The following is a 22,307-nucleotide window of genomic DNA, read 5'->3' on the forward strand; positions in this document are numbered from 1 at the left end:
AGAAAAATTAATGTGCAGCGCCTTTTGGTGCACCAATAGGTAAAATGGTACGACCGTATTGTTCATTAATCACTTCAGCCATTGCTAAATAAACAGCACTTGCTCCACAAATAATGCCTTCAAAACCGGCAATATGGATAATGCCATGGTTACCAGAAATATTACCAATGGCTAATAAAGCAAATAAAACCGTTAAACTAGCAAAAACAAATTGTAATGCGCGGTTACCTTTTAATGTACCAATAAACATAAAGCCAGTAAAAATACCCCATAAAGCAAGGAAGATACCGACAAAAGTTGCATCAGATGGTGCTGTTGCTGGCGAAGTAGGTAAGTACCAAATACCCACTAACGCAATCCAAAAGAAACCATAAGAAGTAAATGCTGTTGTACCAAACGTATTGCCTTTTCTAAATTCTAAAATACCAGCAATGACTTGTGCAAGGCCGCCATAAAAAATACCCATTGAGACGATGACTGTCATAGCAGGGAAAAATCCAGCATTATGAATATTTAATAAAATTGTTGTCATACCAAATCCCATTAAGCCAAGAGGGCCAGGATTTGCAAGTTTTGTTTGTTCCATAAGGATCCTATAGGTTAAATTTGATGATTAAAAAAGAGCGGCAATGATAAGTGCAGAAAACGCGATAATCAAGATTTCAGAGAAAATTATTTTTTTGCCCCCCTTGATATTAATAATAATGTTCCCATTTATGTGAAAACAAAAACATTTCTTTGTGAAATAAAGGCTTGAAAATTAATATTTAAGACCTATATACAAGAAATAAAATACAGATTTTGAGGAGAAAGACTATGGGTAAAATTATTGGTATTGATTTAGGTACAACAAATTCATGTGTTGCTGTCATGGACAATGGCCAAGCAAAAGTATTAGAAAATGCAGAAGGCGATCGCACAACCCCTTCCATTATTGCTTATACTCAAGATGGTGAAATCTTAGTTGGTCAACCAGCAAAACGTCAAGCAGTAACCAATCCACAAAATACATTATTTGCCATTAAACGTTTAATTGGTCGTCGTTTTGAAGATGCCGAAGTACAACGTGACGTTAGCATCATGCCATATAAAATTGTAAAAGCCGATAATGGTGATGCATGGGTTGATGTTAAAGGTCAAAAAATTGCTCCACCACAAATTTCTGCCGAAGTATTAAAGAAAATGAAAAAAACAGCAGAAGATTATCTTGGCGAAGCAGTGACTGAAGCGGTAATTACTGTTCCTGCTTATTTTAACGACGCACAACGTCAAGCAACCAAAGATGCTGGTCGTATTGCTGGACTTGATGTAAAACGTATCATCAACGAACCAACAGCTGCTGCCCTTGCTTATGGTTTAGATAAAGATGTAGGTAACCGTACTATTGCTGTTTATGATCTTGGTGGTGGTACATTTGATATTTCTATTATCGAAATCGACGACGTTGATGGCGAAAAAACCTTTGAAGTACTAGCAACAAATGGTGATACTCACTTAGGTGGTGAAGATTTTGACTCACGCTTAATCAACTACTTAGTTGATGAATTTAAACGTGAACAAAACTTCGATCTAAAAAATGATCCGCTAGCAATGCAACGTTTAAAAGAAGCAGCAGAAAAAGCAAAAATTGAATTATCATCAGCACAACAAACTGATATTAATTTACCGTATATCACTGCTGATGCAAGTGGTCCAAAACATTTAAATATTAAAGTAACACGCGCTAAACTTGAGTCTTTAGTTGAAGATTTAGTTAAACGTTCAATGGATCCTGTAAAAACAGCATTACAAGATGCAGGTCTTTCTGTTTCTGATATTAAAGACGTTATTCTTGTTGGTGGTCAAACACGTATGCCAATGGTTCAAAAAGCGGTTGCTGACTTCTTTGGTAAAGAACCACGTAAAGATGTAAACCCTGATGAAGCGGTTGCTGTTGGTGCGGCTGTTCAAGGTGGTGTACTTGGTGGTGATGTTAAAGATGTGTTATTACTTGATGTTACGCCATTGTCTTTAGGTATTGAGACTATGGGCGGTGTTATGACAGCTTTAATTGAAAAGAACACAACTATTCCAACTAAACATAGTCAAGTGTTCTCAACTGCTGAAGATAATCAATCAGCTGTAACCATTCATGTGTTACAAGGTGAACGTAAACGTGCGGGCGATAACAAATCATTAGGTCAATTCAATCTAGATGGTATTCAAGCTGCGCCTCGCGGTATGCCACAAATTGAAGTTACATTTGATATTGATGCTGACGGTATTTTACATGTATCTGCGAAAGACAAAAATACTGGACGTGAACAAAAAATTACCATTAAAGCCTCTTCAGGATTAAGTGAAGAAGAAATTCAAAAAATGGTAAACGACGCAGAAGCGAATGCTGATGCAGACCGTAAATTTGAAGAGCTAGCTCAAACTCGTAACCAAGCCGATCATCTTGTTCACACAACACGTAAACAAGTGACTGAAGCCGGTGATCAGTTATCAGCTGATGATAAAAAAGCAATTGAAGATGCAGTTAGTGCTTTAGAAGTTGCCGCTCGTGGCGAAGATAAAGCAGAAATTGAATCTAAAATTAATGCATTAATGGAAGCATCTAAAAAATTGCTTGAATTAGCACAACAACAAGCCCAAGCAGCTCAAGGTGCCGGTCAAGCAAATAGTGGAAACACTAATGCGCAAGATGATGTTGTTGATGCAGACTTCAAAGAAGTTGATGATGATAAAAAATAAACATTAACTACAATGTTTTTTAATGAGTTATTTCAACAAGTTTTAAGCATATAACAAGTTAAACGGGCGCGAGGTAACTCAAGCCCGTTTAGTTGTTTATACAATCATAAAAAAATAAAGGTTAATTATGGCGAAGAAAGATTATTATGAAACATTGGGCGTTAGTAAAAGTGCCAGTGAAAGTGAGATAAAAAAAGCCTATAAACGCCTAGCGATGAAATATCATCCTGATAAGAATCAAGATAACAAAGCCGAAGCCGAAGCAAAGTTCAAAGAAGTGAAAGAAGCTTACGAAATCCTAACTGATCCGCAAAAAAAAGCGGCTTATGATCAATATGGACATGCTGCTTTTGAACAAGGACAGGGTGGATCTGGTGGATTCGGCGGATTTGGTGGCTTTGGCGGTGGTGCGTTCGACGATATATTCAGCGATTTCTTTGGTGGCGGGCGTGGGCGCAGTCAAACCGCATCTCGCGGCAATGACTTACAATACAATATCACTCTAACATTAGAAGAAGCAGCAGCAGGTGTTAGTAAAGAAATTAAAGTACCAACTTGGGTAAGTTGCGATACTTGCCATGGGCAAGGCACCGAAAAATCTTCTGATGTGGTCACGTGTAATACCTGTCATGGTGCAGGTGTTGTTCAAATGCGACAAGGATTTTTTGCCGTGCAACAAGAGTGCCCAACTTGTCATGGACGGGGTAAAGTGGTTAAAAATCCATGTAAAAAATGTCATGGTGAAGGTCGCGTTGAAAAAACGAAAACATTGTCTGTTACTATTCCAGCCGGTGTTGATACAGGCAACCGTATTCGACTATCTGGTGAGGGCGAAGCAGGTTTAAATGGCGCACCAGCAGGTGATTTATATGTTCAAATGCAAATTAAACCACATGCTATTTTTGAGCGAGACGGCACCAATCTGCATTGCGAAATTCCAATTAATATTGCCTTGGCATCACTCGGTGGCGAAGTTGAAGTACCAACCCTTAATGGCAAGGTCAGCTTAACGATTCCTGCTGAAACACAAACCGGTAAAATGTTCCGACTACGAGGCAAAGGCGTCAAATCATTACGCGGTAGTGCGGTAGGTGATCTTTACTGCCATGTTGTGGTTGAAACACCCGTTAACCTAACGAGCAAACAAAAAGAGCTGCTTAAAGAATTAGGTGAAAGCTTTAAAGCCGATAAAAACTCTAAACACAGCCCCAAAGAAAAAAGCTTCTTTGACAAAGTGAAAAAGTTTTTTGGTTAATTTGATATAGCAAAAGCACGATTGAACAGTAAAATAACTTGTTCAATCGTGTGTTAGCCAACATTCAGACCTCTACACCCATCCCTATTTATTCACAAAAACAAAAAGCTTTTAGCCAAATTAACTGTTTATGTAACTATTTCGTTTTTTACTACGATCCTGTTTTTTGCTTACGATATTTTTCGGTCAAAATTTCAACAGAAAACTTACCGTTATTTTCTCGGGATAGATTTAAAGAGTATGGTTTGTAGCTCCATATTTTATCCCCTGCTATGTTTTTATATTCTTCTTTACCATATTTTTGGGTTAATTCTTTATAAACTTTCTGCTCTATTTCTGCTGTGTATGTCATTTTTTTATAAACATTGAACACAACCAATTGGGTAGGGTTACGCTCTAAGTCATCTTCAAGTCTAATGGTTAATTTTTCGTCTTGATTGTTGGCATTTAAAGTTATTTCATAGCTTTTGATTGTGCCTTCGGTTATCGATTTTTCGCCTATTTTTGATGGCGGTAATCGCATGTTCTTTTCACTAACCTTTATGTCCTTTTCAGAAAGGTGATATTGGTTTTTGAGTAATTCAACCAGTTCCGGTTCGGTTATTCCAAGCTTAACCCCGGCAAGTTCAAGATTTTCTGCCTGCTCTTTTGTTAAACCATCAGCCCAACAGGTTGGGATACAAAATAACAAAGTGAATAATAAAAAGTACTTTTTTAACATTGTTTAGCTCCTAGTTGTGTTATAGTCCATTGCTTCGAATAGATACATAGAATTTACCCTCAGTTTCTGGGGATAAGCCTAAATGGTATGAGTTGTAACGCCAAACTTTTATTCCGAAAAAGTTTGTTGTTTCTTCCTTACCATATTTTTCGGTTAACTCCTTATAAACCTTCTGTGCACTTTCTACTGTATATGGCATGGTATGATAAATACTATAAACCACCATTTTTTTTGGAGGATTATGCGTGATATCGTCTTTAAGTTGAATTGTTAACGTTTCTTCTGGATGGTTGATATTTAAAACGACTTCATAGTTCTTAATTGTGCAAGTAGTTATGCTTTTTCCATCTATTTTGGTTGGCGGTAATGCCATTTGCTGCTCACTAACAGTAAAGTCATTTTCAGAAAGGTGATATTGGTTTTTGAGTAATTCAACCAGTTCCGGTTCGGTTATTCCAAGTTTAACCCCTGCAAGCTCAAGATTTTCTGCCTGCTCTTTTGTTAAACCATCAGCCCAACAAGTTGGGATAAAAAGCAACAAAGCAAATAATAAAAAGTAACTTTTTAGCATTGTTTTTTTCCAATTTGTATATTAATTCCTTAAGTTATTATTTTATTATAATAAAATAATAACCTAGGCACCAGTAAACAATAAAAAGCAGCCATAGTGCAAAAAAACAGCAAAATAAATCTACCAATCAGACTGATTATTTAGCTATCTACACACTAAACACTGCACTCAATTTATTCTATTCACCAACCCAAAAAAGGCCTGATTTTCCGTCCAAAAATCGGTCAGGAAAGGTATTGATTTTATTGAAGTTTTTATTTTTCTGTTTTTAAGCTAAATCAATCACTTACGCAACCTAAGCAAAGCGCCGACATACAACAAATCAACAAAACCACGAATAGCGGCCTAATAACAGCAATTTAACCGCTCCAAACCCTTTTTTTAACGACAATTTAAAATTAAATAAAATCAACAAATTAAAAAACAGCTTAAAAAAAGGGTTTTCAAAGATGAAATTGTTGTTTATCTTTATACAGCAAGATTTATCAAATCTTAAGCTCTACCTTAACGCCGTGTAGGCGGTTTAGAAAACCATTTGAAATGGGCACAAGAATTAATATTTCCTTAACGCCGTGTAGGCGTTTAATCAAAATAAAATCAACGATATAATTATAAAAACACAACAATCCTTCCCAAAAAAGATGGTTATGTTGTTTGTCTTGTTCCGGCGTCAGAATGTGCCGACAACAGAGCGAGGTTAGCACGCCAAACAGGGACGTTTGGCGAGTTTGTGGTGCGTCGGGAACGCGTCCACAAACGGTGCGTCAAGACCGAGCGGCGGCGGAGGGTAGCCGCAGGCCACATTCTGCAGCCTTGCGCGGGGTTTTTAGGGGATTTCGCAAAAAAATCCCCTAAATCGGACGTGGTCGCTGTAGCTATTTTGTACATCAAAGCTTAAAACGTCCGAAACCACCACACCCAATTTATTCTATTTACCAACCCCAAAAAGGCCTGATTTTACACCCAAAAATCGTTCAGAAAAGGTATTGATTTTATTAAAGTTTTTATTTGGCAGTTTTTGACAAACCGCTATATAAACTAAATTCACTCCAAAAAACAACCCGTATAAATTCTAGATCCAAAAAATACTAAAAATGCTAGAATAAATTTAACCTATTTGATGATACAGATTTTATGGAATAACATGGCTTTTGATTATAGTGCAACACTAAACCCCAAAAAAGCACTAATATGGCGAATTGTTCATATAAATAATATCCCTTGGATTTTAGATAATGGGCTACATTGTGGTAAAAGTAATATTCGATGTGAAGATTGGGTATCAATAGGTAGTACCGAGCTCATTGATAAAAGATCATCACACCCAGTACCTGTGTTTCCTCATGGTTATTTAAATGATTATGTCCCTTTTTATTTTACGCCGTTTTCACCTATGCTATTAAATATAAAATCGGGGCGAGGAGTCAAGCAACGTAATAATGATGAAGTTGTAATTCTTGTTTCGTCATTGCATAGAATACAAGAATTACAACTTAAGTATGTTTTTACTGATATGCATGCTTATTATAAATGGGCGTCGTTTTATTCTGCTATTGAAGATTTAGACCGTATTGATTGGGAAATTTTGCAGAGCAGGGATTTTTCTCGTGATGAAGATGATACTGCTAAGTTTGAACGTTACCAAGCCGAGGCGCTGATCCATCAACACTGTCCAATTAATGCATTAGTTGGAATGATTTGTTATAATGAGCAAGCAGAAGAAGACCTTAATACTTGGTTACAGCAAAGGCAACTGAAAATCCCCGTTCATAAAAGACCTAGGTGGTATTTCTGATGATTAGATATACAAAAGGTAACTTGCTTGAGGCAAACGTAGAGGCATTGGTCAATACCGTTAATACCGTTGGTGTAATGGGTAAAGGTATTGCTTTGATGTTTAAGGAACGTTTTCCAAAGAATATGTTTGAATATGCTAGAGCATGTAACCTAAATCAAGTTACCACGGGTAAGATGTTTGTCACTGAAACAGGTGAGCTGATAGGACCCCGTTGGATTGTGAATTTTCCCACAAAACAGCATTGGCGGTCACTATCGCAAATAGAATGGATTGAAGACGGTTTAGTCGATTTGCGTCATTTTATTGTGACTAATCATGTTAAATCAATCGCAATTCCTCCTTTAGGGGCAGGTAATGGAGGATTAGATTGGGCACAGGTAAAACTTAGAATAGAGCATGTTTTAGGTGATCTCAATAGTGTTGATATCATTGTTTATGAGCCAACTCAACAATACCAAAATGTTGCTAAGCGACAGGGTGTTAAAAAGTTAACGCCTGCTCGTGCGCTTGTCGCGGAATTGATTCGACGTTATTGGATTTTAGGTATGGAGTGTAGTTTGCTCGAAATCCAAAAATTAACTTGGTTTTTAAAGCGAGTTATCGATAAGCAAGGTCTTAAAAATGACTTTAATTTACAATTCCAAGCTCATAACTATGGGCCTTATGCCTGTAATTTAAATTATTTGTTAAATTCTTTAGATGGTAGTTATTTAAAATCAGATAAACGTATTCCTGATTGTAAAGCGTTTGATGTAATTTGGTTTAATAATGATGAGCAATTAACGGTTTCTACCTATTTAAATAGTGAAGGTAAACATTATTTATCCGCTTTAGATGAAACAACAAGGCTGATTGATGGTTTTGAGTCACCATTTGGAATGGAGTTGTTAGCCACCGTTGATTGGGTTATTTCGCAAACACAATGTAAGCCGACACTTTGTGATGTAAAAGAGCAGATTGCTCATTGGCCTGCAGGTGAAAGATGGGCACAAAGAAAGTTGCGTTTATTTAGCGATAAACATATCAATTATGCTTTAGAACGATTACAAGGCTTTGCTTATTGATATTTTTATTATATAAGGCTTTTTTTTATTGTTAAATTTTTGTAGTGTATTTTTTGTTATACTACGATTTACAAAACGAGTTTATACCTATTTTGCCATAAAAAAACCCAGCCAAAACTGGGTTTTTTTATTTCAATCAAATAATTAAATTTTAGTTGTAAATGTACGAGCAATAACGTCGCGTTGTTGTTCAGCAGTTAGTGAGTTGAAACGCACCGCATAACCAGAAACACGAATGGTTAATTGTGGGTATTTTTCAGGATTTTTTACAGCGTCTTCTAATGTTTCACGGCGAAGTACATTAACATTTAAATGTTGACCACCTTCAACTTTAACTGTTGGGGCAACATCTAATGGGACTTCACGATATTCGAATTTACCTAGTTCTGCAGTTGGGATCACTTGATCTTCTTTATAAACTGATTTAGCAGCTACACAACGTGCTTCTTTTGTAGCGTTGTCTAATAACCAGAAAGAGTTAAGAAGTGCTGCATTGTCTGCTTTAGTAATTTGGATACCTGTAATCATTTTAAATCCTCCTAACGGGGCCTTATTGCCCTAAAATAATTAGGGTTAATATAGCACTTTGAATATTTGATTAAAGTCAAAAAAAGCTATCAATTCAATAAGCAATACCTTTGTTTAGCATTTTAGCTATGGTTGTATGAAAACTATTTATTACATTAATTATTTATTTTTCTTGTCAATTGTCTTTTTAACAATAAAGGAGCATAACTGAATATTTAACAATCATGATGTAGTGAGGTTTAAGCCGATTAACATTAGGTTTATTATGATTTTTAGGTATAATTATTGTAATCAGCAAGTAGTATTGTTGAGTCATATAAAATTATAGTATAGGTATTGTATGAGTAATCAATTAACATGGCATGACGTCATCGGCGGTGAAAAAGAGAAGCCCTATTTTCAACATATAATACAATTTGTGGCATCTGAGCGCGCTAATGGTAAGATTGTGTATCCGCCCCAGCATGATGTGTTTAATGCGTTTCGTTTCACGCCATTTGATCAAATCAAAGTCGTAATTTTAGGGCAAGATCCTTATCATGGTCCTAATCAAGCCCACGGACTTTCATTTTCTGTTTTACCGGGCATTAAGCCACCACCATCGTTAATGAATATCTATAAAGAGCTATCAACAGATATTGAGGGATTTACAATTCCTTCCCATGGTTATTTAGCTTCTTGGGCGACTCAAGGCGTATTATTATTAAATAATGTGCTCACTGTTGAAGCAGGACAAGCACATTCTCATGCAAAAATAGGTTGGGAAACTTTTACTGATCATGTGATAGCAGCAATTGATAAACATCTTGAGGGTGTGGTTTTTTTATTGTGGGGATCACCTGCACAAAAAAAAGGGCAGTTTATTAATCGTCAAAAACACCATGTATTAACCTCAGTGCACCCATCGCCGTTGTCTGCACATCGTGGCTTTTTTGGTTGTAAACACTTTTCTAAAGCAAATGATATTATTACGCAGCAAGGTAAAACGCCAATTGATTGGCAACCAAGGCTACCGGAAGATCATAAATGAATACGAATAAAAAACGTCGAACAAGCTTGCAAGAGATCGCTAATTTAATTGGGATTAGTAAAATGACGGTGAGTCGTTTTTTGCGCGATCCTAATTTAGTGTCTAAGCCTCTTCAATTACAAATTTCAGCTGCGATTGATAAGCTTGGGTATATTCCGAATAAAGCGCCTGATATGCTGTCTAATGCAAAAAGTAATGCAATTGGTGTTGTGTTTCCTTCTTTAACTAATCAGGTTTTTGCTGATATCTTAAAAGGTATCGAAAAGGTTACCGATGTGAGGGGTTATCAAACTATGATTACCCATACTGGGTACAGTGCAGAAAAAGAAGAGTCTCGATTACGTTCACTGCTTTCTTATAATATCGATGGGCTAATTTTAACCGAAAGAATACATACCCCTGCAACATTAAAAATGATCGAAATTTCTGGTGTCCCTGTGGTTGAAATTATGGATAGCGTTTCCCCCTGTATTGATATGGCTGTTGGATTTGATAACTTTACTGCGACTAGAAATATGATCCATCGTATGATAAATAAAGGGCGTCGTAATATCGTCTATTTTAGTGCAAGGCAAGATCAGCGCAGTATTATTCGTCAACAAGGTTATGAAAAAGCAATGGAAGATGCGGGATTAAATCCACGAACGCTAGCCACTAAAGAAGCATCGTCTTATGAATTGGGTGCAAGATTTTTACATCAAGTTTTAAATGATTTTCCTGATGTTGATGGTATTTTTAGTACTAATGATGACTTAGCTTTAGGGGTATTGCTTGAATGCCAGAGAATTGGGATCGAAGTGCCAAAACAAATCGCGATTGTCGGATTTCATGGACACCAAATTGGTCAATTTATGAATCCAAAATTAGCGTCTATCCATACCCCAAGAGTTGAAATGGGGCAAATTGCTGCCGAGCTGTTATTAAAACGAATTAATGGTGAAAAAGTCGAGCAAAAAGTGGTCGATTTGCCGGTTGAGTATTTAGACGGCGAAAGTATTTGATCAGATAATTTTCAATAAAACAAAGATTAATATTGAAATTGGTTTTACTTTATCCAGCTCGTTGATTTCAGGTTTTCATAAAATGAGTTCTATGTTAGAATTATCGCTCAGTGGTTATTTATACCTACTAATAGATTATAGAAATAACACTGAGGTTCCCTCCCATGAAAATAGTTGAAGTAAAACACCCTCTCGTTCGCCATAAAATTGGTTTAATGCGTGAACACGATATCAGTACCAAGGACTTTCGCGATCTGGCCAGTGAAGTTGGTAGCTTATTAACCTATGAAGCAACGGCTGATCTCCCTACCGAAAAAGTCACCATAAATGGTTGGTGTGGACCGGTTGAAGTTGAGCAAATTAAAGGTAAAAAAATTACTGTCGTGCCTATTTTGCGTGCGGGCTTAGGTATGATGGATGGTGTGCTTGAGCATATTCCAAGTGCTCGTATTAGCGTTGTGGGTTTTTATCGTAACGAAGAGACTCTTGAACCTGTTCCTTATTTCCAAAAATTAACTTCTGATATTGAAGAGCGAATGGCTTTGGTTGTTGATCCAATGCTGGCAACTGGTGGTTCTATGGTTGCGACGATCGATCTGCTTAAAAAAGCAGGTTGCAAAAATATTAAAGTATTAGTTTTGGTGGCAGCACCAGAAGGCATTAAAGTGCTTGAACAAGCTCACCCTGACGTTGAACTTTATACCGCATCAATCGATGAGAGGTTGAACGAAAAAGGCTACATATTGCCAGGACTTGGGGACGCTGGAGATAAAATCTTTGGCACAAAATAAAATCTCAAATTTTAGACCGGTTAATCCGGTTTTTTTATGCCTGTCAATTAGGCAAGTTATACAACAAATTAATTAAGTAAGAGAGGCGCGATGTGAGCAATATCACAACAGACAAAACAAAAAATATAACATCTCTGCATAAGCATTCTTGGCAGGATATTTTTACTGGCGCACAAATGTTGTTTGTCGCATTTGGTGCATTGGTGTTAGTACCGTTGTTAACGGGGTTAAATCCCAATGTAGCGCTTTTTACTGCTGGAGTAGGTACTTTACTATTTCAATTAACCACTAAAGGTAAAGTGCCGGTATTTTTAGCTTCATCATTTGCGTTTATTGCTCCTATCTCATTTGGTGTTGCGCAGTGGGGGATCCCAGCTACTTTAGGTGGTTTAGTTGCCTCTGGTTTTGTATTTATGCTTTTGGCTTTTTCAGTCAAAATGAATGGTAGACATGTTATTGACCTCATTTTACCGCCGGTTGTGACCGGTCCAATTATTATGGTTATTGGTTTATCGCTTGCACCGGTTACTGTTGGGATGGCAATGGGTAAAAATAGTGGGCTACAAGCTGAAAATTATCAATTGATTCTTATTTCAATGGCTTCACTATTAACAACGCTAGTAGTGGCTATTTGGGCAAAAGGTTTTTTAAAATTATTACCAATTATTTCCGGTATTGTGGTTGGTTATGTGCTTTCTTGTGTGTTCGGTATTGTCAATTTTCAACCGGTGATTGATGCGGCATGGTTTAAAGTGCCTGATTTCACGTTTCCTGAATTTCACTGGCAAGCGATTTTGTATATGTTGCTAATTGTGATTGCTCCAACTATTGAACATGTTGGTGATATTATGGCAATTAGTACTGTTACAGGTAAAGATTATACGCGTGATCCTGGTTTACATCGCACATTACTCGGTGATGGACTAGCAACTTCGGCAGCTGGATTTTTTGGTGGACCACCTTGTATTACTTATGCCGAAGTGATTGGTGCGGTTACATTAACGCGTAATTTTAAAACTCGCGTTATGACATGGGCGGCAATTTGGGCTATTTTAATGTCTTTTATTGGTAAAATCGGTGCACTTTTAGGATCAATTCCAACTGTAGTCATGGGGGGAATTATGGTGCTATTGTTTGGTTCAATTGCATCAGTAGGCATTAATATTTTAGTCAAACATAAGGTAGATTTATCCGTGCCTCGAAATATGTGTATTGTCTCATTAGTTTTAGTTTTTGGAATTGGTGGAATGATTTTTGATTTTGGGTCATATGCATTACAAGGTATAAGCTTGTGTGGGATTTTAGCCATTGTGTTAAATCAGATCCTACCACATCAAGGAAGCTCAACTGATATTCATTAACTCCTTTTCCTATAATCGTTGGCGCTATTATGGTGGCCAACGATATAGATAAATTAACGTACTAATCTATCGTGGTATTGTGCATTTTTTATGGCTTGCATGAATAGTTAAAAGTGAATAATTACTCACTTCTTTATTTTTATTGGACACGGTTAAGAACACCTATCTTTATTTCCTTATAATGAGCCCCTTCAACCAATTTTCCCTTCGTTTAGTTATGTTATTTTTGTTGTTCTATTAGCATAATGTATATTGTTTTTTTGAGTATGTAAGTAAAAACTCACAACTGATAATGGCTTTTATATATTGAGTATTAAATAAGGTGTAATTTAGATTTAAGTAATATTAATAGATACGTTTAAGGGAGAATGATGCAGATCTATTTATCTTAATTGTGGGCGAAGTGAGTGTTTAAGCATAAAACTCACTTATCAAAAATAAGTGAGTTTTAAGTAATAATTGACTTTATTTGATTGGACGCATAGTCGGGAATAAAATAACATCACGAATAGTATGACTATTGGTAAATAGCATCACGGTGCGGTCAATACCAATCCCAAGTCCTGCTGTAGGTGGTAAGCCGTGTTCAAGTGCAGTGATATAATCTTCATCATAAAACATGGCTTCATCATCACCCGCATCTTTTTGTGACACTTGGTCAGCAAAGCGCTGTGCTTGATCTTCCGCATCATTAAGTTCTGAAAATCCATTACCGATTTCACGACCACCAATAAAGAATTCGAATCGATCAGTAACAAATGGGTTGTCATCGTTACGGCGAGCAAGTGGTGATACTTCTGCAGGATATTCAGTAATAAACGTTGGTTGAATTAAATTTGCTTCAGCCACTTCTTCAAAAATTTCAGTGACAACCCGACCAAGTCCCCAGCCTTTTTCAATCTTAATACCAACAGATTGCGCAATGGTACACGCTTTTTCAAAATCATCTAAATCGGCATTATTGGTTTCAGGACGATAATGGCAAATGGCTTCACGCATCGTCATTTTGACAAATGGTTTACTAAAATCAAAAGTATGATCGCCATATTGCACAACAGCATCACCTGTCACAGCAATCGCTAAACGACGGAATAAGGCTTCTGTTAACACAATTAGATCTTTATAATCAGCATAAGCCATATACATTTCCATCATGGTAAATTCTGGATTATGTCTTGGCGATACGCCTTCATTACGGAAGTTACGGTTAATTTCAAAAACACGCTCAAAACCACCAACAACTAAACGTTTTAAATAAAGTTCGGGTGCAATACGCATATACATATCTAAATCAAGTGCATTGTGATGCGTAATAAATGGTTTAGCTGATGCTCCACCTGGAATGACTTGCATCATTGGAGTTTCAACTTCCATAAAGTGATGTTCAAGCATAAAGTTACGGATTTCGCTAACCACTTTTGAACGAGCCTTAAACGTCTCTCTTGACTCTTGATTGGTGATAAGATCCAAGTAACGTTGACGATAGCGCATTTCTTGATCGGCAAGCCCATGAAACTTATCAGGTAATGGACGTAGTGCTTTGGTTAATAAGCGAATTTCTTCACAATGAATAGAAAGTTCGCCTGTTTTCGTTTTAAATAGGTAACCTTTCGCACCGACAATATCACCTAAATCCCATTTTTTAAATTGTTCGTTATAAAAACCTTCAGGGAGATCATCGCGGGTAACATAAAGTTGGATCTGCCCAGCAACATCTTGCAAAGAAACAAACGACGCTTTACCCATAATGCGGCGCATCATCATACGCCCAGCAACTGTTACAGTAATTTTGTTTTCAATAAGTTCTTCGTTAGTTTTATCGCCATACTGTTTGTGGAGATCATTGGAAATCGCATCACGGCGAAAATCATTAGGAAAAGCAACACCTTGTTCCCGAAGGTGAGCGAGCTTTTCGCGACGTACTTTTAGTTCGTTATTTAACTCTTCAATTTGGTTTTGTTGCTCTTGCTGCTGTGTTGACATAGTTTTCCCTTTTATTTATAACTAAGCTGTTTTTATAACCCTGCTTTCAAGCTTTCTTCAATAAATTGATCTAAATTGCCATCTAATACGGCCTGTGTATTACGTGTTTCAACGCCAGTGCGTAAATCTTTAATACGCGAATCATCAAGTACGTAAGAGCGAATTTGACTACCCCAGCCGATGTCAGATTTGTTTTCTTCCATCTGTTGCTTTTCGGCATTTTTTTTCTGCATCTCAAGCTCATATAGTTTTGCTTTTAACTGTTTCATGGCTTGATCTTTATTGCTATGTTGTGAACGGTTATTTTGACACTGCGTCACAATACCCGTTGGCACATGGGTAATACGTACAGCAGACTCAGTTTTATTCACATGCTGCCCACCCGCACCCGATGCACGGTATACATCAATGCGAAGATCAGCTGGGTTAATGTCGATATCAATATCATCATCAATTTCGGGATAAACAAATACTGACGAAAACGAGGTGTGACGTCGATTGCCTGAATCAAATGGACTTTTACGGACAAGGCGATGCACACCTGTCTCAGTGCGTAACCAACCGTAAGCATAATCACCGGATACTTTAATGGTTGCTGATTTAATACCGGCAACATCGCCATCAGAGACTTCCATTACCTCGGTTGCAAAGCCTTTTGATTCAGCCCAACGCAAATACATTCTCAGTAGCATTTCAGCCCAATCTTGTGCTTCAGTACCGCCCGATCCAGATTGAATATCCAAATAACAATCTGCACTATCGTAATTGCCTGAAAACATACGCCGAAACTCAAGTCCGGCCAGTTTTTTTTCTAGTTGTTCAAGTTCGCTATTTGCTTCATCGAAAGTCTCTTGATCGTCCGCTTCAATAGCCAGCTCAAGTAAACCTTCAACATCGTCAAGACCTTGATTTAACGAATTGATAGTATTGATAATTTCATCTAGTGCAACGCGCTCTTTACCTAACGCTTGTGCTTTTTCGGGGTCGGCCCAAACTTCAGATTGCTCTAATTCAGCATTAACTTCTTCGAGCCGTTCTTTTTTTAGATCATAGTCAAAGATACCCCCGAATCACAGCCGTGCGTTCGGTAAGTTCTGCTATCTTTGATTTAACAGGATTAATTTCAAACATGATTTAAATTGGTTTGCTCAGTTTCATGATTTTTAACAAGCGTTCATTGTAGCGGATTTGGGCATAATTTAGCAATTGCCAATTGCCATTTTTGGCTTGAAGTTGATAAATGAAGTATTGGTTTGAAAAGCAAAGATGGCGCATAAAGCGCCATCTTTTAAGTTGAAAATAATGAGTGCAAGCTGGGTTATTTTTTTGCTTCAGTATATAGCTCAGCAACTTTATCCCAGTTAACCACATTCCAAAATGCACCGATGTAATCAACACGACGATTTTGGTATTTCAAGTAATAAGCATGCTCCCAAACATCAAGCGTTAGGATAGGCGTACCAGAAACACCAGCAAATTTTTCACCCATCAATGGTGAATCTTGGTTAGCTGTTGAAACAACTTCAAGTTTACCATTTTGTAATACTAACCACGCCCAACCAGATCCAAAGCGAGTGGCTGCCGCTGCTGCAAATTTTTCTTTAAATGCATCAACTGAACCAAAATCTTTTTCGATGGCTGCTTTAAGTTCACCTTTAAGTTCGGTACCGACTTTTAATAGTTCCCAAAAAAGAGTGTGATTAACATGACCACCTACGTTATTTTTAATGCCTGTAAGTTTATCTGCGGGTACTTTATCTAAATTTTTTAATAAATCGCTTGGGCTAAATTCTTTAATTTCAGCAGATAAAGTTTCAATGATAGCATTGGCATTGTTGACATAGGTTTGATGATGTTTATCGTGATGAAGATGCATTGTTTCAGAATCAATATAAGGTTCTAATGCATCATAAGCATAAGGTAAGGGAGGTAAAGTATAAGCCATGAAATTTGCTCCTTTCATATATTAGGTATTATTAACTACTTTATCTTATGAGTATACGGGCTATTAGTATAGCCCTCAAACTATCACTTAGATAGTTAGTGGCTATCTGCAATTAGGGTGATTATTATTTTTCCAATTAGCTTTCATTACTTGCGATAAATGGGGTATACATCATAATTGCGTGATTTTCGCTGATGAGCTTTTCTTCGACATGGTTATCAATTAAATGTGTTTTGCGTTGCCATATTTTATTATGTCTGGTATAGCCTCCCCACCACTGTTGTTCAATGCGATGATCGGTTTCTAGGATTACATAATGATGAGTTAAGGGGGTATCAGCAAGTAATTCACCATGTAAATACTGATCATCAAGCCAAAGATTAAGCCGGTAAGTGATATTGGTTTTATTGATTAATTGTAAATCAACATAGTTATAAGACAAGGTTGCGCCACAAGCAAAAGGAATCGTACGATTGATATCGGGGAAAACATCAAAACTATGCCGCCAACGCTCCATAATGGTGAGATCAGAATGTAATACGATCCAATAAATCAAATTACCTAATTGGCATAATCCTCCGCCAATGTCTTTGCCTATCTGCCCGTTATGTAATGATAGTCCTTCTAAAAATCCTCGTTTTTTCGATGGACGTCCTACTTTTTGCCAGATGGAAAAACGTTGATTGGGCTTAATGATTGAACCATTAAGTTTTTCAATGGCTAATCTAAGATTAGTAATTTTATTATATTGTAAATACATATCAACATCTTTTAGTTGCCTTAATAAAACAGACTGATGTTTTTTGTGTGAATAACAACAAGTATTATTATTGATGTCGACAGTACTATAGGCGTGACGATGCCGCCACCACTCAAATTTTCGTTTTAAGATAAAATACTCTTTGCCTAATTTTAGCCTGAATTTACTGCGTTTTATCGGTTTATCGACAATGATATCCTTCATATTTTTCCATTCCTTTATCTACAATATATAATCAGTTATTTTTCTAAAGATGACAGATAGTGCTCGCTCAACTTGTCGAGAAAAGCGAAAAGTTTTTGATTCATTGTCGTGTAATCATGCGAGCGAAGCGTATCAGGCGTATCAACAAAGCGGTAATTTGCAGCTTGTTTAAGCTCTTTTTGCGAATGGGCAATCAGCAATTCAACGACTTCAGGGGTGAACTCCATATGGCATTGAAATCCATAAACGAAGTTATTATAAGCAATGATTTGCCGAGGGCAGCCTGCACTATAAGCTATAATTTGGGCATCTTGGGTTAAACCAGGCATATCATTGTGCCAATGACCGACTTCTAATGTATTGCCAAAATCAGCAAATAAAGGATTGGTTTTACCCAGTTGCGTTAATGTAATTGGGAATTTTCCAATCTCTTTTTCTGGGCTTTGGGCATGACTTGCGCCTAACGCCTCACCAATTAATTGAGCGCCTAGACACACGCCAATAACTATTTTACCGGCATTTATCATAGATAAGATCACAGCTTGTTCTGCTATAGAATCAAAATGAGCACACTCTTGTTTGGTTGTTGACGGTGATTGTGGACCACCCATAACAATAAGAAAGTCGATATCATCAATGCAATTAGGAAGTGGTTCACCAAGATAAACGCGACAATAGGTTATGGAGTGATGATGCATGCTAGCCCATAGCTCATAGGCACCAGGTGCTTCGAAAGCTTCATGAATAATAAAATGTATATGCATTAATAAAGGTTCCTTGCCTATAAATATTATCACCAAAAATCATGGTTCAATGACATTATATATATCTAAAGATAAATTTATTATTGAATTATTATGAATAATTTTTTCGCAAATACAATATAGACTTTTGATATCAACAGGATAAAAATTTGGAAGAAAGAAAAGAAGCTTGGTATAAGAAGTAGTTTATCTAAGATAGTTTTGGAATTTAGAAGTTGGCTCCTCCAACAGGACTTGAACCTGTGACATACGGATTAACAGTCCGCCGTTCTACCGACTGAACTATGGAGGAACCGAAATGTAGCGCGCATATTATAGATTTTATGGCGCTATGTCAATAGTTAAATGCTGTTTTTGTATGAACTTGCCTCCTTTATAATCATTCAAGTGTTAGGATTGTCTTGAATAAATGTTTTTGTCTGAGTAATTGTTGTGGATGCGAACCAAGCTCTTGTTGTGGGATGCTCTGTTTTAGATCGCGATAATAATCAATCCAATAAGGCAAAATTTGATTTGTCGTTACATCCTTAAAATTCATTGGATATAATGCGAAATAATCACTACCTTGTTTAGTTTTAAAAGCATAAGTAATTAGTTCACTGCAATAAAACCCATCTGTATTTTGATTAAAGCTATGATTGTAAGGTGAACCTAAGCAATGTTTAGCTCGCTTTAATGCATTTTGAATAACAGCCAAATCATGGATTCTACCAATGATATTACGTCTAGCCGCACCAACAAAGTCAGTCAAAGATTGTTCAATCACGCCATATTTTTGTGTGGCTTCAATGACGCTATTATTGCCAATATATAAACCGACATGATTGATATTTTTTGTTATCTCATCCATGTTAGGCACTGCACCAGAACGGTTTATAGCGTCACTAAAATCATCATCTTCGTTAAGGCTTTGAAAGATGATATCGCCACTTTGAATATTATTTATTTTTAGCACGATAACGCCATAGTGAAAACATTACACAAGTTGCAATAATAAATTTAAGTGCATCAATACCAACAAATGGAAAATAACCTACTTTTAACGCATCAATAAGTGTAATGTGTAAATAGCCCATTAAATAGACAACACCAAATACAAATAACAATTGATGCGCACAAGCAAATGCAATTAAGCCTAAAATAAAGCGACGATCGTACCCTCTTTCTGCTGCAAAACCGGCTAAATAGGCACTAAATACATAGCCATATAAGTAACCAGAAGAAGGTGACGCTAATGCCATAATCCCACCACTGCCATTAGCAAATAGCGGTAATCCCATTGCGCCTAAAAAAAGGTATTGGATTATTGCTAATGCGCCTAATTTACGACCTAAAAAAGCACCAATTAACAATACCGCCAATGATTGTAGTGTAAATGGAACAGGGTAAGTTGGAATACTAATATTAGCCGCTAACCCTAAAAGTAATGCTGCACTGGTAGTAGTCAATAGCTTACGTTGCCAAGAAGATAAATTAACCAGTGTCGTGATAAATGTTGGATAATACGAAGTAATTTGTTGTTTCATTATTTTCTACCTTTGATACATAAATAGTAGAACTATAATAGCGCAATGTATTTCAATGTAAACTATTTTTTATATAAAAAGTTTACATATAGGTTGAATTGTTGCTATCACAGCCCAATACAAAGAGCGTGATAACAAAAAATAAGGTTCTACTTAAACTAAGTAAGGATTGCTGATTCGTTCATGACCAAAACTTGACATAGGGCCGTGTCCTGGTACAAAAATAAAGTCATCACCAAGTGGTAATAATTTGTTAGTGATTGATGAAATTAAATCGGTATGGTTGCCTCGAGGAAAATCAGTTCGTCCAATACTGCCTTTAAATAATACATCGCCGACAAAAGCTAGTTTATCCAAATGATTAATAAAAACAATATGTCCGGGAGTATGGCCTGGGCAAAAAAGTACATCAAGAGTTATGTTACCTACTTGAATTTGGTCGCCTTCTTTTAACCAACGATCGGGTAAAAAGCTGTCAGTATGAGGAAAACCAAATTGTATGCATTGCTGTGGCAAACTTGTTAGCAAAAATTCATCTTCTTGGCTTGGTCCAATAATCTTTACATCATAATATTGAGCTAATGTGGTTGCCGCGCCAACATGATCTAAATGTCCATGGGTTAATAAAATCTGTTTAATATTTACGCCAAGTTTTTCAACGGCTTTTTTCAGTAGTTCTGGTTCACCACCAGGATCAATCAATGCGCCTTCCATGGTTTGATCACACCAGATAATGCTACAGTTTTCTTGAAAAGCGGTAACGGGGATGATTTGATACTGAAACATATACTTATCTCCTTGTTTCTTGGTGATGGGTAATTAGATTTTGGCCGTCTTCTTTTTTTAGTTGCGCAAAAATAACGCTTGATAGCACTGTAACCACACCGAGTATAACAAATGTTAATTGAAATGCGTGAATAGTGCTAGCTGAGTTGCTAATTAATCGCAGTAAAACTGCACCAAATCCTGTACCAAAACTGATTGCAAGCTGTTGATTAACTGCCATTAAACTATTACCACTACTCGTATTTTCGTTTTCTAAGTTCGCTAAAGTTATGCTATTCATCGCGGTATATTGCATAGAATTTATACCACCTATACAAAATAGCAATAAACTAATTAATATAAGTGGTGTTGATAAATTTAACAACGACATTAAAATAATCATGACACCCGCTAAAATGGTATTAGCAACGAGCACAAAACGATAGCCTAAACGAGCTAAAATACGTGGAATAAAAATTCGAGTACAAATTGATGCAATGGCCATTGGCATTAGCATCACACCGGCAAAAACAGCCGAGTAGCCAAAACCAACTTGTAATAACAATGGAATTAAAAAAGGCACACCAGATATACCTAATCGGCAAATTAAATTGCCAATAATGCCTATTTTGAACGTATGAATCTTAAAAAGTGATAGTGGGAATAAGGGGGTTGGTTTCTTTTTGGCATACCCATAATAAACAAGTAGAAAAACGAAGCTGATTACGGCAAGTAGCAATGGAAAATCATATGTCTGATTTTGGTTTAAAATCTCTACACTTAAAGTGGCACTAATAAAGGCAATCACAATAAATATAAAGCCAAATAGATCAAAAGGCATGTGTTCACCCTTTAGATTGGGCATATATTTCCAACTAATTATCACACCTAAAATACCAATGGGTAAATTAATAAAAAACACCCAATGCCAACTCACCATATCAACCAAATATCCTCCTAATACCGGTCCTAAAACAGGTCCAATTAAACCGGGAATGGTGGCAGTATTTAAGGCGGCTAAAAAATCACTACGCTTAAAAGATTTAATTAATACTAAACGTGATATCGGTACCATCATTGAGCCACCAATACCTTGAATAACACGAGAGATATCTAAAAAAATTAATGAATTGGATAAAGCACAAAGCAATGAGCCAAGGGTAAACAGTGAAACTGCCATCACAAAAATATTTCTAGTGCCAAATTTATCTGATAAAAAACCACTGACTGGAATAAATAATGCCAAGGTTAAAGCATAGCTTATCACTGCTGATTGCATATTTAAGGGGGATTCATTAAGATCTTTAGCCATCGAGGGAAGCGCAGTGTTTAATATCGAGGTATCAAGCGATTGCATAAAAAATGCAAATGCTGCAATCCATGGTAATATTCGATAAACAAAGGGTGGTAACTGTAATTCGCTATTCATTTTAATTTTGCCTAAAATTAATTTAAATGCTGGGTGAGCAGTTGGCTATAAGCACTGGAAATTAAGCTCTCTTAC

The 22,307-nt window shown here is 36.7% G+C and carries 22 protein-coding genes and 1 tRNA gene; 9 read left to right on the top strand and 14 right to left on the bottom strand.

Annotated elements, in window-relative coordinates; genetic code table 11:
• Nucleotides 1-7: 7 nt before the first annotated feature.
• Nucleotides 8-586, bottom strand: coding sequence for an acetate uptake transporter (satP, locus tag GQ598_RS03345; RefSeq protein WP_091349371.1), 579 nt, complete (start codon nucleotides 584-586; stop codon nucleotides 8-10).
• A 230-nt stretch (nucleotides 587-816) separates the two neighbouring features.
• Here satP and dnaK point away from each other — a divergent pair, with 230 nt between their 5' ends.
• Both dnaK and dnaJ read left to right on the top strand, forming a co-directional pair.
• Complete coding sequence (gene dnaK, locus GQ598_RS03350; RefSeq protein WP_160402352.1) at nucleotides 817-2,736, top strand: molecular chaperone DnaK; 1,920 nt, start codon at nucleotides 817-819, stop codon at nucleotides 2,734-2,736.
• Nucleotides 2,737-2,863: 127 nt separating this feature from the next.
• Complete coding sequence (gene dnaJ, locus GQ598_RS03355; protein WP_091349377.1) at nucleotides 2,864-3,991, top strand: molecular chaperone DnaJ; 1,128 nt, start codon at nucleotides 2,864-2,866, stop codon at nucleotides 3,989-3,991.
• Between the two features lie 151 nt (nucleotides 3,992-4,142).
• On the opposite strand, the gene GQ598_RS03360 is transcribed toward dnaJ, so the two are convergent.
• Together GQ598_RS03360 and GQ598_RS03365 are read right to left on the bottom strand one after the other, a co-directional pair.
• Nucleotides 4,143-4,712: a hypothetical protein gene (locus GQ598_RS03360; RefSeq protein WP_160402353.1), complete on the bottom strand. Its 570-nt coding sequence runs from the start codon at nucleotides 4,710-4,712 to the stop codon at nucleotides 4,143-4,145.
• Nucleotides 4,713-4,731: 19 nt separating this feature from the next.
• A complete protein-coding gene (locus GQ598_RS03365; RefSeq protein ID WP_160402354.1) occupies nucleotides 4,732-5,283 on the bottom strand; it encodes a hypothetical protein in 552 nt (183 codons plus the stop codon).
• A gap of 675 nt (nucleotides 5,284-5,958) precedes the next feature.
• Between GQ598_RS03365 and GQ598_RS03370 the strand changes: the two genes are divergently transcribed.
• From GQ598_RS03370 to GQ598_RS03380, 3 genes are all read left to right on the top strand, one after another.
• A complete protein-coding gene (locus GQ598_RS03370) occupies nucleotides 5,959-6,138 on the top strand; it encodes a hypothetical protein (RefSeq protein ID WP_160402355.1) in 180 nt (59 codons plus the stop codon).
• Nucleotides 6,139-6,427: 289 nt separating this feature from the next.
• Nucleotides 6,428-7,078, top strand: a complete 651-nt coding sequence (locus GQ598_RS03375; protein ID WP_160402356.1) for a DUF4433 domain-containing protein — start codon at nucleotides 6,428-6,430, stop codon at nucleotides 7,076-7,078.
• Entirely contained in the window at nucleotides 7,078-8,145 is a 1,068-nt protein-coding gene (locus GQ598_RS03380) for a macro domain-containing protein (RefSeq protein WP_160402357.1), read from the top strand. The genes GQ598_RS03375 and GQ598_RS03380 overlap by 1 nt, the downstream gene beginning before the upstream one ends.
• 144 nt (nucleotides 8,146-8,289) lie before the next feature.
• Here GQ598_RS03380 and grcA read toward each other — a convergent pair whose 3' ends face one another.
• Entirely contained in the window at nucleotides 8,290-8,673 is a 384-nt protein-coding gene (gene grcA / locus GQ598_RS03385) for an autonomous glycyl radical cofactor GrcA (RefSeq protein WP_160402358.1), read from the bottom strand.
• 340 nt (nucleotides 8,674-9,013) lie between these two features.
• Between grcA and ung the strand changes: the two genes are divergently transcribed.
• The 4 genes from ung to GQ598_RS03405 all read left to right on the top strand — a co-directional run bounded on the left by ung (nucleotide 9,014) and on the right by GQ598_RS03405 (nucleotide 12,856).
• Nucleotides 9,014-9,703, top strand: coding sequence for a uracil-DNA glycosylase (gene ung, locus GQ598_RS03390; RefSeq protein ID WP_160402359.1), 690 nt, complete (start codon nucleotides 9,014-9,016; stop codon nucleotides 9,701-9,703).
• Nucleotides 9,700-10,704 (top strand): gluconate operon transcriptional repressor GntR, encoded by a 1,005-nt coding sequence (gene gntR, locus GQ598_RS03395; protein WP_160402360.1) that lies wholly within the window; start codon nucleotides 9,700-9,702, stop codon nucleotides 10,702-10,704. Before ung ends, gntR begins: the two co-directional genes overlap by 4 nt.
• A 164-nt stretch (nucleotides 10,705-10,868) precedes the next feature.
• Nucleotides 10,869-11,495, top strand: a complete 627-nt coding sequence (gene upp / locus GQ598_RS03400) for a uracil phosphoribosyltransferase (RefSeq protein ID WP_091350428.1) — start codon at nucleotides 10,869-10,871, stop codon at nucleotides 11,493-11,495.
• Between the two features lie 92 nt (nucleotides 11,496-11,587).
• Nucleotides 11,588-12,856, top strand: a complete 1,269-nt coding sequence (locus tag GQ598_RS03405; protein ID WP_202112663.1) for a uracil-xanthine permease family protein — start codon at nucleotides 11,588-11,590, stop codon at nucleotides 12,854-12,856.
• A gap of 465 nt (nucleotides 12,857-13,321) precedes the next feature.
• Here GQ598_RS03405 and lysS read toward each other — a convergent pair whose 3' ends face one another.
• The 10 genes from lysS to GQ598_RS03455 form a co-directional block, all read right to left on the bottom strand.
• Complete coding sequence (gene lysS / locus GQ598_RS03410; RefSeq protein ID WP_160402361.1) at nucleotides 13,322-14,839, bottom strand: lysine--tRNA ligase; 1,518 nt, start codon at nucleotides 14,837-14,839, stop codon at nucleotides 13,322-13,324.
• Nucleotides 14,840-14,871: 32 nt separating this feature from the next.
• Nucleotides 14,872-15,970 (bottom strand): peptide chain release factor 2 gene (gene prfB, locus GQ598_RS03415; protein WP_160402362.1). Its coding sequence is split into 2 segments (ribosomal slippage): nucleotides 14,872-15,894 and nucleotides 15,896-15,970, totalling 1,098 coding nucleotides; the frame shifts between segments, so codons are not numbered across the junction.
• Between the two features lie 187 nt (nucleotides 15,971-16,157).
• Entirely contained in the window at nucleotides 16,158-16,784 is a 627-nt protein-coding gene (locus tag GQ598_RS03420; RefSeq protein WP_160402363.1) for a Fe-Mn family superoxide dismutase, read from the bottom strand.
• A 136-nt stretch (nucleotides 16,785-16,920) separates the two neighbouring features.
• Nucleotides 16,921-17,748, bottom strand: a complete 828-nt coding sequence (locus GQ598_RS03425; protein WP_160402364.1) for a VanW family protein — start codon at nucleotides 17,746-17,748, stop codon at nucleotides 16,921-16,923.
• Nucleotides 17,749-17,783: 35 nt separating this feature from the next.
• Nucleotides 17,784-18,512, bottom strand: coding sequence for a type 1 glutamine amidotransferase (locus tag GQ598_RS03430; protein ID WP_160402365.1), 729 nt, complete (start codon nucleotides 18,510-18,512; stop codon nucleotides 17,784-17,786).
• Between the two features lie 216 nt (nucleotides 18,513-18,728).
• Nucleotides 18,729-18,804, bottom strand: a tRNA-Asn gene (locus GQ598_RS03435).
• An 87-nt stretch (nucleotides 18,805-18,891) separates the two neighbouring features.
• Complete coding sequence (locus tag GQ598_RS03440; RefSeq protein ID WP_160402366.1) at nucleotides 18,892-19,467, bottom strand: YiiX/YebB-like N1pC/P60 family cysteine hydrolase; 576 nt, start codon at nucleotides 19,465-19,467, stop codon at nucleotides 18,892-18,894.
• A complete protein-coding gene (locus GQ598_RS03445) occupies nucleotides 19,451-20,038 on the bottom strand; it encodes a biotin transporter BioY (RefSeq protein WP_160402367.1) in 588 nt (195 codons plus the stop codon). Before GQ598_RS03445 ends, GQ598_RS03440 begins: the two co-directional genes overlap by 17 nt.
• Before the next feature lie 153 nt (nucleotides 20,039-20,191).
• Nucleotides 20,192-20,824: an MBL fold metallo-hydrolase gene (locus tag GQ598_RS03450; RefSeq protein ID WP_160402368.1), complete on the bottom strand. Its 633-nt coding sequence runs from the start codon at nucleotides 20,822-20,824 to the stop codon at nucleotides 20,192-20,194.
• Nucleotides 20,825-20,828: 4 nt separating this feature from the next.
• Complete coding sequence (locus GQ598_RS03455; RefSeq protein ID WP_160402369.1) at nucleotides 20,829-22,232, bottom strand: DHA2 family efflux MFS transporter permease subunit; 1,404 nt, start codon at nucleotides 22,230-22,232, stop codon at nucleotides 20,829-20,831.
• Nucleotides 22,233-22,307: the final 75 nt, after the last annotated feature.

Source organism: Gilliamella sp. Pas-s95 (assembly GCF_009795795.1).
In the GTDB taxonomy this organism is placed as follows: Bacteria; Pseudomonadota; Gammaproteobacteria; order Enterobacterales; family Orbaceae; genus Gilliamella; species Gilliamella bombicola.